Source organism: Mesorhizobium sp. YC-39 (genome assembly GCF_025753795.1).
Classification (GTDB): Bacteria; Pseudomonadota; Alphaproteobacteria; order Rhizobiales; family Rhizobiaceae; genus Mesorhizobium.
In genome coordinates, this window is record NZ_JAOWPS010000001.1 from 1,965,864 (window position 1) to 1,980,488 (window position 14,625).

The 14,625-nt window shown below is 64.1% G+C and carries 12 protein-coding genes; 2 read left to right on the plus strand and 10 right to left on the minus strand.

The genetic code is table 11. The annotated features are described in order from the left end of the window. Positions 1 to 22: 22 nt before the first annotated feature. Entirely contained in the window at positions 23 to 961 is a 939-nt protein-coding gene (locus OHD62_RS09180) for a sugar ABC transporter substrate-binding protein (RefSeq protein ID WP_263782194.1), read from the minus strand. A gap of 115 nt (positions 962 to 1,076) precedes the next feature. Beyond that, positions 1,077 to 2,054 carry an ABC transporter permease gene (locus tag OHD62_RS09185; protein WP_412177362.1) on the minus strand — a complete coding sequence of 326 codons (978 nt, stop codon included), beginning with the start codon at positions 2,052 to 2,054 and terminating at the stop codon, positions 1,077 to 1,079. Positions 2,055 to 2,402: 348 nt separating this feature from the next. On the opposite strand from OHD62_RS09185, the gene OHD62_RS09190 reads away from it, so the two are divergent. Beyond that, on the plus strand, positions 2,403 to 3,365 hold the full coding sequence (locus OHD62_RS09190; RefSeq protein WP_263782195.1) for a sugar-binding transcriptional regulator: 963 nt from the start codon (positions 2,403 to 2,405) through the stop codon (positions 3,363 to 3,365). 27 nt (positions 3,366 to 3,392) lie between these two features. Here OHD62_RS09190 and OHD62_RS09195 read toward each other — a convergent pair whose 3' ends face one another. From OHD62_RS09195 to OHD62_RS09215, 5 genes are all read right to left on the minus strand, one after another. Continuing rightward, positions 3,393 to 3,980: a hypothetical protein gene (locus tag OHD62_RS09195; protein ID WP_263782196.1), complete on the minus strand. Its 588-nt coding sequence runs from the start codon at positions 3,978 to 3,980 to the stop codon at positions 3,393 to 3,395. A gap of 61 nt (positions 3,981 to 4,041) precedes the next feature. Then, positions 4,042 to 5,535, minus strand: coding sequence for a xylulokinase (locus OHD62_RS09200; RefSeq protein ID WP_263782199.1), 1,494 nt, complete (start codon positions 5,533 to 5,535; stop codon positions 4,042 to 4,044). A 21-nt stretch (positions 5,536 to 5,556) separates the two neighbouring features. Next, complete coding sequence (locus OHD62_RS09205; RefSeq protein ID WP_263782200.1) at positions 5,557 to 6,879, minus strand: NAD(P)H-dependent oxidoreductase; 1,323 nt, start codon at positions 6,877 to 6,879, stop codon at positions 5,557 to 5,559. 248 nt (positions 6,880 to 7,127) lie between these two features. Continuing rightward, positions 7,128 to 8,018 (minus strand): DUF427 domain-containing protein, encoded by an 891-nt coding sequence (locus OHD62_RS09210; RefSeq protein ID WP_263782201.1) that lies wholly within the window; start codon positions 8,016 to 8,018, stop codon positions 7,128 to 7,130. 2 nt (positions 8,019 to 8,020) lie between these two features. After that, entirely contained in the window at positions 8,021 to 9,676 is a 1,656-nt protein-coding gene (locus OHD62_RS09215) for an ABC transporter substrate-binding protein (RefSeq protein WP_263782202.1), read from the minus strand. 114 nt (positions 9,677 to 9,790) lie between these two features. Here OHD62_RS09215 and OHD62_RS09220 point away from each other — a divergent pair, with 114 nt between their 5' ends. Continuing rightward, positions 9,791 to 10,702, plus strand: coding sequence for a LysR family transcriptional regulator (locus OHD62_RS09220; RefSeq protein WP_263782203.1), 912 nt, complete (start codon positions 9,791 to 9,793; stop codon positions 10,700 to 10,702). 6 nt (positions 10,703 to 10,708) lie between these two features. Here OHD62_RS09220 and OHD62_RS09225 read toward each other — a convergent pair whose 3' ends face one another. Genes OHD62_RS09225 through OHD62_RS09235 form a run of 3 tightly spaced genes read right to left on the minus strand, consistent with a single transcriptional unit; the run spans position 10,709 to position 14,614 of the window. After that, positions 10,709 to 12,781: an ABC transporter ATP-binding protein gene (locus OHD62_RS09225; RefSeq protein ID WP_263782204.1), complete on the minus strand. Its 2,073-nt coding sequence runs from the start codon at positions 12,779 to 12,781 to the stop codon at positions 10,709 to 10,711. Beyond that, on the minus strand, positions 12,774 to 13,664 hold the full coding sequence (locus OHD62_RS09230; RefSeq protein WP_263782205.1) for an ABC transporter permease: 891 nt from the start codon (positions 13,662 to 13,664) through the stop codon (positions 12,774 to 12,776). The genes OHD62_RS09225 and OHD62_RS09230 overlap by 8 nt, the downstream gene beginning before the upstream one ends. After that, on the minus strand, positions 13,661 to 14,614 hold the full coding sequence (locus tag OHD62_RS09235; protein ID WP_263782337.1) for an ABC transporter permease: 954 nt from the start codon (positions 14,612 to 14,614) through the stop codon (positions 13,661 to 13,663). Before OHD62_RS09235 ends, OHD62_RS09230 begins: the two co-directional genes overlap by 4 nt. Positions 14,615 to 14,625 lie beyond the last annotated feature (11 nt).

Genomic DNA, 14,625 nt, shown 5'->3' on the forward strand with positions numbered 1-14,625 from the left:
CAACTCTCAGACATACCAGGTCTCAAGGGTGCTTGGCGATAAACTGCTCGACATTGTCCTTGGTGGTCAGCGTCGCGTCCTGAAGCTGTTCGGCGGGAATGCTCTCGCCTGCCACCAGCTTGATCGCCGCATCGACCGCAAGCCGGCCCATGCCTTGCGTCTGCTGCGTCGCGGTGACGTCGAAGACGCCGTCCTTGAGTGCCTTGAGCGCCGCCACGTCGCCGTCGAAGCCGGCCACCCAGACCTTGTGGCCGGGATTGGCGACCTTGACCGCCTGCGCGGCGCCCAGCGCCAGCGCGTCGGCCTGGCCGAAGACGATCGACACGTCGGGATGCGATTGCAGCAGATCCTGCGTCAGCTTGAAGCCTTCATCTTGATGCCAGCCTTCGCTCCATAACTCGCCGACCACCTTGACGTCGGGATAGGCGGCCAGTGCCTCGCCGCAGCCCTTCGAACGGTCGACCTCCGGCGTCGTGCCCTTCTGGCCATGGATGATGATCATTTCGCCCTTGCCGCCGGCCTGCTTGGCGATGTAGTCGCACACCGCCTTGGCCGAGGCGACGCTATTGGTGGCGATGAAGGTGTCGCCCGGCGCGCCGTCGGCATTGCGGTCGACATTGACGACCGGAATGCCGGCAGCCTTGGCGGTCTTGGTTGGCACGGTGGCGGCAGTGGCGCCGGCCGGGATGTAGATCAGCGCGTCGATGTTCTGCGTGATCAGGTCCTGCACCTGGCTGACCTGCGTCGCCGAATCGCCCTTGGCGTCGACGGTGACGACTTCGATGCCCTTTTCCTTGGCGTAGGCTTCGACGGACTGCTTGATCTGGTTGAAGAAGTCGGCCTGCAGATTGGCGACGGCGAGGCCGAGCTTCTTGGCCTCCTTGGCCGAAGCCATGTCGGTGAGTCCGAGCAGCGGAATGACGGCCGCGGCGGCAAGCACGAGTGAACGTTTGGTCAGCATGTTTTCCTCCGTTGATATTCAAACTGTCCCGCCCGCGCACCACGGCGCTCCTTGGCCGAACATTCCCAGTTTCGGATCGACCGATCCGTTTCCGCCCGGATATCCCAGGCGAATCTCATTGCGATCTGCGCCGCCAGGTGTCGGTGGCGACCGCCAGTGCGATCACCACGCCGATCACCACCTGCTGGATGAAGGGCGAGACGCCGAGCAGGTTCAGCCCGTTGCGCAGCACGCCGATGATGAGCACGCCGACGGCGGTGCCGCCGATCGAGCCGACGCCTCCCGAGAGACTGGCGCCGCCGATCACCACCGCCGCGATCGTGTCGAGTTCATAGCCGAGGCCAGAGCTCGGCTGCACGGAATCAAGCCGCGCCGCGAGCACGATGCCGGCGAGACCGGCGAGCACACCGCAGATCGCGTAGACCCAGTTGGTCAGCGACTTCACCGGTATGCCGGAGAGCCGTGCGACCTCGGCGCTGCCGCCGATCGCATAGAGGCTGCGGCCGGTGGCGCGATAGTTGAGGAAGATGGCGAAGATGATCGCCAGCACGATCATCAGTCCGACGGTGACCGACAGGAAACCGAAATGACGGGTGATCGACAGGCTGGTGAACCAGTCGGGAAAGCCGACGATCTGCGAGCCGTCGGTGATCATATTGCCGAGGCCGCGCGCCACCGACATCATGGCCAGTGTGGCGATGAAGGGCGGCAGTTTCGTCACCGTCACCAGCAAGCCTGACACCAGTCCGCAAAGACCGGCGACGACAAGTGCTGCGACGATGCCGGCGGGCATGCCGAGATTGAGATAGTCCGGATGGGCAACAAAACCCATTACCATGGCGGCGAGCGCCAGCACGGAACCGACGGAGAGGTCGATGCCGCCGATCAGGATGACCAGCGTCATGCCGATCGCCATGATGCCGAGCACGGTGATCTGGTCGAGCACGTTGAGGATGTTGCGCACCGTCAGGAACGTGTCGGTGGTCAGCGTCAGCGCCAGGCACAGCAGCACCAGCCCGATCAGCGGTCCCATGGTTCCGGCGAACAGCGCCGAGAGCCTTGCGGCGGTCGCGGCTTGTGCGCCGGCTTTCAACTCGCCGCCTTTCAAATCGCTTGTGTCGTTGCTCACAGCCACTTCGTCTCCTCCGTCAGCGAAGCGGCTATGGCCTGCCGTTCGCTTTTGTTCACCAGGCACCTCCCTGTGAACAATTTATCTTTGATATGCAATTTTGTTCAGCTAAACTGTTCATTAGAAAATTGTCAAGGGCCGTTGCGCCATTCGGCGGCGGTTTGCGCCACGAGGTGGTTTGCCCTCCGGGGAAGTCAAAGGCATGATGCCTTGCCGGAATCGGGTTCCCCGGTTCGCACGTGTCCTGGTCCCGGGGGAGACGGCGGCCAGGATAAGGCAAGACGGCTGTAGGCAGCCGTGGGAGGCACGAGGATGGCGGTGATCGAGAACGAAAAAGCCTCGCGCTTTCCGGATGCCGAGCTCAAGGCCCGCGCCGCCTGGCACTATTATGTCGAGGGCCTGACGCAGGAGAGGATTTCCGAGATCCTCGGCGTCGGCCGCATCAAGGTGCATCGCATCCTCTCCGCCGCCCGCGAGGAGGGCATCGTCCAGTTCCGCATCCGCGACAGCGTCGTCGAATGCGTGCAGCTCGAGGAGAGCCTGAAGCAACGGTTCGGCCTCAGCCAGGCGGTCGTGGTGCCGTCGGCCGCCGACCGGAGCAACGCACCGCTGATGATCGGCCACGCCGCCGCAACCTATCTGGCCGACAACGTCAATCCCGGCGATGTCATCGCGCTGGGCTGGGGCCGCACGCTGAAATTCGCCATCAACGAATTGCCGCGGCGGCCGATCGCCAGAACCACGGTGGTCTCCATGCTGGGCGGCCTCACCCACGCGCAGCCGCTCAACCCGACCGAGAGCGCCTGGGAATTCGCCGAGAAGATCGGCGCCGAATGTTTCCTGCTGCCGGTGCCGGTCTATGCCGACAGGCCGGAGCAGCGCGACGCCTTCATGAGCCAGCGCAGCGTCCAGGATGTCGTTTTCCGTGCACGGCGGGCCAACATCGCCGTGCTCAGCGTCGGCTCGTTCTCCAACGACAGTCCGATCGCCAATTACGGCTTCATCAAGCCCAGCGAACTCGAGGAACTTCAGGCGGCCGGGGCGGTCGGCGACATATTGTGCCATTTCATCGACGCCGAAGGCCGCCCGGTCGACCATGAGGTCAATCGCCGGGTCTGCGCCTATCCGCTGGAGGACCTCTCGGACATTCCCAACATCATCCTGGTCTCGGGCGGACAGGAAAAGGTGGCCGTCATGCGCGCCGCGTTGGCCAACACCAAGGTCTCCGTGCTGATCACCGACGAGGATGCGGCCAAAGGCCTGCTCAACCGCTGAGCGCCGTCGCGTGCGGCGCGACACCTCTCAGAATTCGCACGGCTTGGGGCGGGTCTCGTACGACCAGTCCGCGAGAGCGATAGGCGTGAATTTGCCCTCGACCGGCTTGCTGTCGTCCAGATCCTGCGAGGCGACGCCCTTGCCGGTGAGGAAGTTGATGTCGCAACTGCCGAGCGTCGTCTCGACGGTGCCGTCAGACTTCTGGACATTCCAGTCCCAGTTGCGGCTATAGCCGCCGACCAGGAACTCGCCGTGACGACGCACGATCGTAAGCGTCTCTTCCCATGATTTGTTCGCCCCGCAGCCGAAGCAGGAGGTGATGGCCAGCGACCCCATGCCTGTGCTTTCGAGGTCGAGGATACGATTGTCGGTGAGCGCCTTCCTGACGAAGCTAGGCTGGCGCGAGGGATCGATCTTGCCGTCGCCCGCTGCCAGATAAATGGCGAGATCCGCCTGTCCGTTGTCGCGGTCCTCAATTATCAAGGCTCGGTCCATCCGGCCGTCATTGTCCATGTCGAGCGTGACCTCGAAAGAGGGCACGGCCGTGTTGCCGGCGAGCGCGGGCATTGCCGCGAAGGCGACAATCCAGACCGCATGAAGGAACGCTGTTTTCACGGGCAATCGTCCAAGGCTGGGAAAATCTAGCATTGGACGGCCGGCACGCAAAACGTCGATCTCACTCCGTGAGGCCGCTGAGTCGTTCGTGGATGTCGCGCGTGGCGTGATAGAGGTCGCGGTAGATCGCTTTGCGCGTGCGGTAGAAGGACATCAGGCCGCCGACCGGGTCGACATGCCTGGTCGGCGCTGCCGTCATCGCTTCCGCCGCTGCCTCGGGCGAGGCAAACCATCCGATCGCCGAGGCCGCCAGCATGGCGGCACCCAGTGCCGCTGCTTCGTTGACTGGCGAGACGGAGAGCGGTCGTTCCAACACGCTCGCCATGATCCGCATCAACAGCGCCGAATTGGTGCCGCCACCGGCGGCGATCATCGCCGCCGGCTTGCCTCCGGCCTGCGCTTCCATCGCTTCGCTGGCAATGGCCTGCTCCAGGGCGATGCCTTCCAATACGGCGCGAAAGAGATGCTTCGGCTCATGGTCGAGCGACAGGCCGACAATGGCGCCGCGCGCCGCACCGTCCCAATAGGGGCTCATCACGCCGGCCCAATAGGGCATGACAAGCAGGCCGCCGCTGCCGGCGGCGACATCGGCCGCCGCCTTCTCCAGCGTCGCTGCGGAGGCCGAGCCGGTCGTGCGCACGATCCAGTCGACCAACTGCATGCCCGAACGCAGCACGGTCTCCAGCATGAATCCCGAACCGGTCGGCGAAACCAGGGTTCGGAAGGCGTCCGATGTCGTGACGGTGCCGGAATAGCAGCCGCTGACGACGCCGGAGCCGAGCGAGAGGTAGCTCTTGCCCGCACCGTGGACGCCCATGCCGAGGCCCATCGCCTGGCCATCGCCGGCGCCGGCGACGACAGGCGTTCCGGCCCTGAGGCCGGTCAGCCGCGCAACGCTTTCTGTCAGGCCGCCGCAGATTTCGCCCGGCCCGACAAGCTCCGGCAATTGCTCTGGCCGCAGCCCGGCGGCCTCGACAAGGCCTGGATGCCAGGTGCCTTCCGCGATGTCGATCAGTCCGAGCGGGTCGGCACTGGCAGTGCTGGTGGCCAGTCGCCCGGTCAGCCGGTGGACGAAGAAGCCGTGCACATCGACCAGCGCGGCCGCCTCTGCAAGTACCCGCAGCTGGTGTTCGGCCAGCCAGGCGATGGCGTAGAGCGCCGGCGTCGGATCCGGCGGCTTGCCGCTCCAGTCGCGGATCGCCTCGCGCCCGAGTTCGGCCGAAAGCCTGGCGACCTGCGGACGGGCGCGCTCGTCGAGCCACAAGATGGCGGGAATGAGTGGCTTGCCGGTGCTGTCGATCAGCGTGAAGGTCTCGCGCTGATGGGCGATGGATATAGCCGCCACGCGCTCGGCGCCGACCGCATCGGTGACCTGCTTCAGCGCGCCGAGCAGGGCGGTCCACCAATGCTCGGCATCCTGCTCGAAATGGCCTGGCCTGGGATTGGAAAGCGGATAGGTTTCGCGTGCTTGGAACAATTCCTTGCCATCGCGCGTGAAGGCGATCGCCTTCACGGCCGTCGTCGAGGCGTCGATCCCGATTACGACATCGTCCATCAGGCGGAGATCCGGCGGAGTTCAGGCAGCGTTGGTTACGAACCGTCCGTCCGACTGGTCGAGACGACGGCGGATCTGGGTTATCACCATCGAATCGTCGGGTACACAATTTTCATAGGTGAGGAAATCGCCGGTCTTGACCGACTTGACCACCTTGGCGCGTTCGGCGAGGCCGAGCGGCAGGGCGCCGCGAGCGCGCGCATCCTCCCAGGTCATGGCGAAGCCGCGATAGTCGTTCTCGCCGATCATGCCGAGCGACTGGCCAAGCCCAAGGTCGCTCTTGGCCACCGCCACCGCCTCGGCGACCGGATGGTCGAGCGGCTCCATGTCGGCGCGCTTGTAGACGACCGCGCGCGCCGCCGACAGCGGCACTTCCAGGCTGGTCAGGTGGTAGGGCCGGAAGATCGTGAAATAGGGGCCTTTGCCGACCTTGAGGTCGACCATGCGTTCCAGCACGCGCGGATGCCTCGTCTCGATGATGCAGAACACGCCGGGCGCCACACCCTTTCCGATCGAATAGTCGACCACGCCCTTGCGGTGCAGCACGCCGCCATCCTCGCGTGGGCAGAGCACGCTGGCCAGTTCCTCCAGCGTCGCCGTTGGCCCGTGCATGCCGGGCACGTCGGGCACCAGGCCGGTGGCGTTGGCGATCGCCACCATCTCGATCGCCGTCTTGGAGCCGTCGACGAACTCGACCAGCATGCGAGCATTCATGTTGCGCTCGTTGGCCTCCTTCTCGTAGTCGGCGGGCATGGCGTCGATCTTCAGCGGATTGTTCTTGCCCTTGCCGGCGGCGATGATGTTGAAGCCGAGGCTCCTGGCAAAGCCGATGACCTCGAGCGTGCAGGCGGGCTCGTCGCCGGCCGCACCCGTGTAGACGACGCCGGCCTTGCGCGCTTCTTCCTTGAGGAAGCGGCCGATGGTGATGTCGGCTTCGACGTTGAGCATAACGATATGCTTGCCGTTCTTCATCACTTCCAGCGCAAACAGCGTACCGATATTGGGATTGCCGGTCGCGTCGATGATGACGTCGATACGGCCGGCGGCGGCGAGTGCGTGCAGATCCTCGGTCACTGCGATCTTGCCGGCCTCGATGGCGCGGTCGATCGCTGCGGCATTCGGCGCCTGCACAATGTCGGAGCGGTCGTGGCCGGCAAGCAGGGCGGCGTCGATCGCCGCCTGCGGCCTGACCTCGGAAATGGCGCCGATCCGCATGCCCGGCATCAGCGCCACCTGGACGACGATGTCGGTGCCCATCTGCCCGGCGCCGGCAAGACCGATGGTGATCGGTCCCTGCTTTTCAGCACGTTGCAAAAGTTCCGCTGCAAATTGCGGATGGGACATGTCGCTTCCTCCAATTCCAGACGCGCCGCCGCGCCGAACTCATCTTTTGAACATTCCTATTTCTATTTGAAAAATATTTCAATCGGCAATTCGGCAAATCTTCGACAGGAGGTGCCGGAACTACACTAAGGATTCGTGGAGGGGCAGCGTCAGATCACCGCAATGCGACGCAGACGCACAGCCGCAGCGACTACACGTTGCAGTCGCTGCGGCTATTGGATTTCAGCAGATGTTTGGGGAAGAACAGCTCAGAAATAGCCGTCCGACGCGGCCGTGGCTTCCTTCGGGATTTCGACGCCGTCGACCAGGATCTTGTCGACCAGCTCGTGGTGGAAGCAGACCAGCCCCTTGATGCGCTCGGCCTCGTGCACCGGTTCGGGATAATGCCAGACGAGGTTCTCGTGGCGCTTCTTGGCCGTCGTCACGTGGTAATAGTTCGAAATACCCTTGTAGGGGCAGCGCGAAATGTAGCGGCTGGGCGCGAACATATCGAGCCTGGTGTCGGAGATCGGCAAATAGTGGCGCACCGGATGGCCGGTCTCGAACAGGAATACGCCGCGCCGTGAATCCGCCACCTGCTCGCCGTCGAGGATCACCTGCACCCGCCGTGACGAGGGCAGGCAGTCGACGCGGCGGAACGGGTCGCGGGCGTGGACGAAGATTTCCTCGTCCTCCTCGAACCAGTGGCCCATCTTGCTCCAGTAGAAGGACATGTAATCCGCTATTGGCGGGCAGCCCTTGACCGGGTCGAGATAGCGCCAGGCGCCGTCCTCGACCAGCGTGATGCCGGTGTTCAGCGAATAATGGGTGGCGACACCCTTGAATGGGTCCTCCGTCGTCGTCTTGCTCGGCAGCAGGAACTCCTCGCGCACATCGCCGATCGGGAAATAATAGACCGGCAGGTGATCGGACTCGTAAAACACCAGCGCCTTGGTCGTGTCGGCGACGATCATCGAGCCGACCTGCACGCGCAGCCGTTTCGGGGAGGGCATGGTGAAGGCGACGTAGCCCGGTTCGAACTCGTATTGCACGATGGTGTCGAGCAAGGGGAAATGCGGCCCGCGACCGCGCAGATGGGGCTTGCGAATGGTAGTCTCCCGTTTCTTCTCTTTTGCGATCGGGCGTTGGTGCGCGGTCATGATCAGCCTATGGAAACGCGATCAAGCAGCAGCCCGGCGGCGATTGGCGGCAGCCCGCTGACATTCTTGCGCACCGGCACCAGTAGGTCAGGGAAATAGCTGAAGATGACCGGCGTCTCGTCGAGCAGCAGTTTTTGGATGTCTGACGCTGCGATTTGTTGCGCGCCGATATCGAGCGCCTTCAGATAGCTGGTGACCATGCCATCGTAGGCGGAATTCTTGAAATGCGCCGCGTTCCACGGCCCATCGCTGACCAGCGGGCTTTTCAGGAATACGTTCGGCACGCTGCGATGCGCGTAGTCGGTGATGCCCAGCGGGCTGTCCAGCCAGTCCGATTGGCCGAACACCGCCTTCCCATAATATTTGTCCTGGTCCTCGATGTTCAGCGCGATGCGGGCGCCGATCTCCTTGGCGAAGTTCTGGAACAATTGCGCGTAGCCCGGAATGTCCGAATAGCGCAGCGTCGTCAGCGTCATGTCGAAGCCGCTGCCAAGTCCCGCGGCCTCCATGAGCTGTTTCGCTTTGGCGATGTCCTGCGCGCGCTGCGGTATCGATTTGTCGGTCGCCGGAAAGGCCGGCGCGAACGGGCTGTCATTGCCGGTCGCCGCCATGCCGCGGCAGAGGCCATCCACCAGCTTGCTGCGGTCGATGCACAAAGCCAGCGCCTGGCGCACGCGCTTGTCGGTGAAGGGCGCCATGTCGCAGCGCATGTGCAGTTGGCGATGCGCGGTCGAGGCAACGCGCAGCACCGTGATATCGGGATTGTTCAGCACGACCTGGCTGACATCGAGCGGGACGGCATCGAGAAGGTCGACCTCGCCCGCCTGCAGCGCCAGGATGCGCGGCTGCACGTCACCGTAGAACTTGAATTCGAGCCGGTCGGGCAGCGCCTTCTCGCCCCAATAGTCGGGATTGCGGATGAAGCTCGCGCCGACCTTCGGCGTGTAGCTCTCCAGCCGGAACGGCCCGGTGCCCTCGAAGGTCTTTTCGTAGTCGCCCTTGTAGCTCGCCGGCAGGATGACGGCGTTGTAATTGTCGATCGACACCGAATAGGGAAAGCTGCCGTTCGGCGCGTCGAGATGGAAGGCAACGGTATGCTCGTCGACCTTCTGGATTCCGCCTTTCGACAGCAACCCCTTGAACACCGACAGCGCGTTGGACGAGCCGCTCGGATCGGCCAGTCGGTCGAACGTCGCCACCACGTCGTCCGCCTTGAATTCCTCGCCATTGTGGAACTTGACGCCCTTGCGCAGCTTGAAGGTCCAGACGCTGCCGTCCTCGTTGGGCGACCAGCTCTCCGCCAGCACCGGCTTCAGGGTGAGGTCCGGCTGGGTGACGCAGAGAAACTCGGCGGTCTGGAAGACGAGCTGATAGCTGCCGCTGTCGTAATAGGTGACGGGATCGATGGCGCCGCCAGGCGTCGCGATGCCGGCGCGCACGGTGCCGCCCGGTTTGCCCTCGGCCCGCGCCTGCGGTGCGCCAAGGCCAATCGCCGAAGCGATGCCGCCGAGAAACGGCAGCGACAGGCCAAGCATGCTGCCATGCCTGAGGAAATCACGCCGGCCGATCCTGCCGGCGAGCAATTCGTCAACAGCGGAATTTTCGATTGCGGTGAGGTTTTTGCGGGCGGTATCGATCATCCTGAAATGCTTTGGCACGGCGGCATTCCTTGCTTATCGTGGGGGCTGTGCCATCTAGTTCACTGTTGACCGCACCCGGAAAGCGATATTTTTTGATGGGGGTCATCGAAATTTTCGATGCGAGGCTTGAGCATGGATACCGAAAATCTGCGCAGCTTCCTCGAAGTTGCCGCCCATGGCAGCTTCACCGTCGCGGCCAACAGGCTCAACCTTGCTCAATCCACCGTCAGCGCGCGGATCAGGGGTCTGGAAGAGCAATTGGGACGCCGGCTTTTTGTTCGCGACCGCGATGGCGTGGCACTGACTCCGGCCGGTCGCCAGTTCCTGCCGCATGCTTCCTCGATCACCCGCACCTGGGAGCAGTCGAGACAGGACATCGCCGTTCCCGATGGCTACGAGACGCTGCTCAGGCTCACCGCTCCCGCCTATCTGTGGGACCGGATCACCTCGCCCTGGATCGCCTGGATGCGCGAAAGGCGGCCGAACGTTGCGCTGCGGCTCGAAGGCAGTTTTCCCGACCTGGCGATCGATCAGATGGCCGAGGGCCTGCTCGACATCTGCATCCTCTATCTGCCCAGGCCGCATCCCGGCATTGTCTACGAAACGCTGGCGGTCGATCAGGTCGTTCTCGTCCAGCATGCCGATCAAACCGGGTCATGGACCGAGAATTACATTCTCATGGACTGGGGGCTGGAATTCCGCATCGAGCACGACCGGGCCTTTGCGGCGATGGTGAAGCCGGCAATATCGGCCGGGCTGGTCTTCATCGGGCTACAGCATGTGCTGTCGCAAAAGGCGGCAGCCTATCTGCCGCTCAGTGCAGTCAGCGGCCACATCGAGCGTGGTGAGTTGCGACGCGTCGAGGCCGCGCCGGTCTTCCAGCGCCCGATCTACCTGGCCTATCCCTCGAATCCAACCTCGTCGGACATTCTGGAGGTTGCGCTGGAAGGATTGCGGACGCTGGCAAAGGATTGGTCGGCAGGTGAGGGTTTTGCCGAAGGCGACCGCGCCTTCAGCATGGCGGACGCGCTGCCGGGCGCGTAGCCGTCATCAGGCAGGTTCCGGCTGGACGACCTTGTTCTGTAACCGTGCCAGTTCGGCATAAAGGATATGGCAGCGGATTGAATGGCCGGGTTCTGCCTCGTTGAGTGGCGGCTCCTGCGTCTCGCAGACTGGGCCGATCTTGCGCGGGCAGCGTGTGTGGAAGACGCAGCCGGATGGCGGGTTGGTGGCGCTGGGGATTTCGCCGTCGAGGCGGATGCGCGCGGTCTCGGCCTGGTCGAGTTTTGGAACGGCCGACAGCAGCGCTTCGGTATAGGGATGATGCGGGCCGGCAAAGACATCCTCGGATGGTCCAAGCTCCATGATGCGGCCGAGATAGAGCACGGCGATCCGGTCGGAGAGATAGCGCACCACGCCAAGGTCGTGCGAGATGAAGATGTAGCTGACATCTTCCTTCGACTGCAGGTCGGCGAGCAGATTGAGGATCGCCGCCTGCACTGAGACGTCGAGCGCCGAGGTCGGCTCGTCGCAAACGACGATGCGCGGGTCGCCGGCAAAGGCGCGGGCTATGGCGACGCGCTGCTTCAGCCCACCCGAGAGCTGGCGCGGCTTGACGGCGAGATGGCGCTCGGTCAGCCGCACCGAGCGGACGAGATCGTTGAGGCGGGCTTCGAGTGCGGCACCGCTCAAGCCGGCCAGCCGCTTCAGCGCCCGGCTGATCAGATGGCGGATCGAATGCGAGCGGTTGAGTGCGGAGTCCGGGTTCTGGAAGACGATCTGCATGGCCTTGACCTGCTCGTCGCTGCGGCTCTCCAGCCGCGGCGCCAGGGCCTTGCCTTCGAGCTCGATCATGCCGCCTTCGTCGGGCGGCACCAGGCCGAGCAGCAGCCTGGCGAAGGTGGTCTTGCCGCTGCCGGATTCGCCGACCAGGCCCAGCGTCTCGCCGGGTCTTAAGCTGACCGAGATATCCTTGACCGCCCGCAAGAGGTGGCCATGGCTGCCATAGGTCTTGTTGAGGCCCTCGACGCGCAGCACCGCCGGCGATGCCGCTTGTCGTGAAGGAAGAGCGACATTGTACGGCGTGGCGCGCGGCAAGGATTGCGCCTGCTCGTGATAGTGGCAGCGCGACAGCCGTCGCCCCCGATCGTCAGCCAGGTCGTAGAGCGGCGGCGGTTCGGTGCGGCAGCGCTCGGTGGCGAGCGCGCAGCGATCGGCGAAGGCGCAACCCTTGATGTCGGCGCCGATGCCGGGCAGGAAACCGGGAATGGTGTCGAGGCGGCCCTGGTCCTTGCGCTGGCCGCCGCGCGGCAGGCAGCGCAGCAACGCCACCGTATAGGGATGGCGCGGATCGTTGAACACGGCGTCCGTCGGTCCTTCCTCGACCAACATGCCGGCATAAAGCACGCCGACCCGGTCGCACATGTTGGCGATGACGGCGAGGTTGTGGCTGATGAACAGGATCGAGGCCGACAGTTCCTGCCGCAGCTGCGCGATCAGGTCGAGCACTTCGGCTTCCACCGTGGCGTCGAGGCCGGTCGTCGGCTCGTCGAGGATCAGCATCGAAGGATCGTTGGCCAGCGCCATGGCGATCGCCACGCGCTGCTGCATGCCGCCCGAAAGCTGGTGTGGATAGCGCTGCATGACGCTGGCCGGGTCGGAGATGCGCACCCGGTTGAGCATGGCGATCGTGCGATCCTCGGCTGCCTGTCCCGAGATGCCGGCAAGCTCAAAAATCTCGGTCAGCTGGCGACCGATGCGGATCGACGGGTTCAATGCCTTGCCCGGATCCTGATAGACCATCGAGACGCTTTCCGCGCGGGCGCGCCTAAGTGCTTCGGCGTCGAGCTTCATCACGTCCTGGCCGTCGAGCGCAATGGCGCCACCGGTGATCGAGCCATTGCGCGGGAGGTAGCGCACCACCGAAAGCGCCACGGTGGACTTGCCGCAGCCGGATTCGCCGACCAGCCCATAGGCCTCGCCCTGGCCGATGCTGAGATTGAGATTGCGCAGCACCGCGCGGTTGCGGCCGCCGACGCGGTAGGCGACAGAGAGATCGCGGAGTTCGAGCGCGTTGGCGGTCTTCCCGGTCTTCCCGATCAGTCTCTGGGCGGGTTCAGTCATTGAACGCTCCGTGGACGCCGTCGGCCGCCAGATTGACGCCGATCACCAGCGAGGCGATGGCGATCGCGTCGAACAGCACCGTCCACCAGAAGCCGCCGCCGATCATGCCGTAATTGCTGGAGATCGACAGCCCCCAGTCGGGCGATGGCGGCTGGATGCCAAAGCCCATGAAGGAGAGCGTGGCGACGGCAAAGATGGCGTAGCCGAGCCGCACCGTGGTCTCGACCAGGATCGGCGGGATGACGTTGGGCAGGATCTCGACGAACATCGTATGCAAGGCGCTTTCGTGCCTGAGCTGGGCGGCCGCGACATAGTCGAGTTGGCGTTCGGCAAGCACGGCCGCGCGCACCGTGCGGGCGATGATTGGCGCGAAGCTCAGGCCAATGACGACGATGACCGTCGTCTTGGAGGTGCCGAGTGCGACGATGGCGAGCAGCGCCACGATCACCACTGGGATGGCCATGAAGGCTTCGAGGATGCGGCTGATGATGTCGTCGACGATGCCGCGAAAATAGCCGGTGAACAGACCGAGCGCGGTGCCGGCTATGGTGGCGAGCAAGGTGGCGAGCGGGGCGACGGTCAGAATATCGCGCGAGCCGACGATAACGCGCGAGAAGACGTCGCGGCCGATCTGGTCGGTGCCGAACCAGTGCTCGGCCGAAGGCGGCGCCAGCGCGTTGATGATGTCGTCGGCGAGCGGATCATAGGGCGCGAAATGTTCGCCAAACAGCGCGCAGGCAACCCAGAACATAACGATGGCAAGGCCGGTGAGGAAGGTGCCGGACCTAAGCAGCGAGAAAAACACCTCGGCGAGCGGGCCGCGCCGGTTGGCATCGTTCGGCGCCGGAGCCGGAATGGTGGCGGAACTGTCGGTTGCGCTCATTGGTCTGTTCCCAGCCTTATGCGTGGATTGAGCACCGAGTAAAGAAAATCGGCGGCCAATGTCGCCACCGCATAGACGATGCCGATGGTCAGGATGCCGGCCTCAAGCACCGGAAAATCCTTGCCACGCGCGGCGGTGAAGATCAGCGAGCCGATGCCCTGGTAGCGAAACAGTGTCTCGATCACCACAAGACCGCCGATGAGATAGCCGGTCTGGGTGGCAATGACGGTGATGGTCGGCAGCAGCGCATTGCGCAGCACATGACGCCAGATCACCGTGCGCCATGGCAGGCCCTTGAGCACGGCGGTCCTGGTGTAGTCGGAATCGAGCGCCTCGATCATGCCGGAGCGCGCCATCCGCGCGATGTAGCCGAACAGCACCAGGAACAGCGGCAGCGACGGCAGGATCAGATAATAGAGCTGGGTGAAGAAACCGGCATCCCTTGGCCATGCCGCCGAGATCGGCAGCCAGCGCAGCCAGACGCCGAAGATCAGAATGAGGATGATGCCGGTGACGAACTCCGGCAGCACCGTCACCGACAGGCCGCCGAGGCTGATGATGCGGTCGAGCGGCCGGTTGAGGTTGAGCGCTGCAATGACGCCGCCAAAAATGCCGATCGGCACCACCAGCACGAAAGCGACCGCCGCCAGCTTCATCGAATTGCCGAGCGCATCGATGACGAACGGCGCCACCGGCGAGCGGAAGATATAGGACGTGCCCATGTCGCCCTGGACAAAATTCCAGATCCAGCTGCCATACTGGGTCAGCAGCGGCCGGTCGACGCCGAGTGAATGATTGAGCGCATCGACCGCGCGCTGGTCGGCGAACGGACCCAATATGGCCCGCCCGACATTGCCGGGCAGAACCTGCCCACCCAGAAACACCATGATGCTGAGCAGGAACAGCGTGACGAGCGACAGGGCGATGCGCCGGACGAGGAAGGAGAGAATGGCGAATACTC

Coding starts and splice junctions, on each gene's coding strand:
- OHD62_RS09180 (WP_263782194.1), bottom strand. CDS start 961: ATGCTGACCAAACGTTCACTCGTGCTTGCCGCCGCGGCCGTCATTCCG.
- OHD62_RS09190 (WP_263782195.1), top strand. CDS start 2,403: ATGGCGGTGATCGAGAACGAAAAAGCCTCGCGCTTTCCGGATGCCGAG.
- OHD62_RS09200 (WP_263782199.1), bottom strand. CDS start 5,535: ATGGACGATGTCGTAATCGGGATCGACGCCTCGACGACGGCCGTGAAG.
- OHD62_RS09205 (WP_263782200.1), bottom strand. CDS start 6,879: ATGTCCCATCCGCAATTTGCAGCGGAACTTTTGCAACGTGCTGAAAAG.
- OHD62_RS09210 (WP_263782201.1), bottom strand. CDS start 8,018: ATGACCGCGCACCAACGCCCGATCGCAAAAGAGAAGAAACGGGAGACT.
- OHD62_RS09220 (WP_263782203.1), top strand. CDS start 9,791: ATGGATACCGAAAATCTGCGCAGCTTCCTCGAAGTTGCCGCCCATGGC.
- OHD62_RS09225 (WP_263782204.1), bottom strand. CDS start 12,781: ATGACTGAACCCGCCCAGAGACTGATCGGGAAGACCGGGAAGACCGCC.
- OHD62_RS09230 (WP_263782205.1), bottom strand. CDS start 13,664: ATGAGCGCAACCGACAGTTCCGCCACCATTCCGGCTCCGGCGCCGAAC.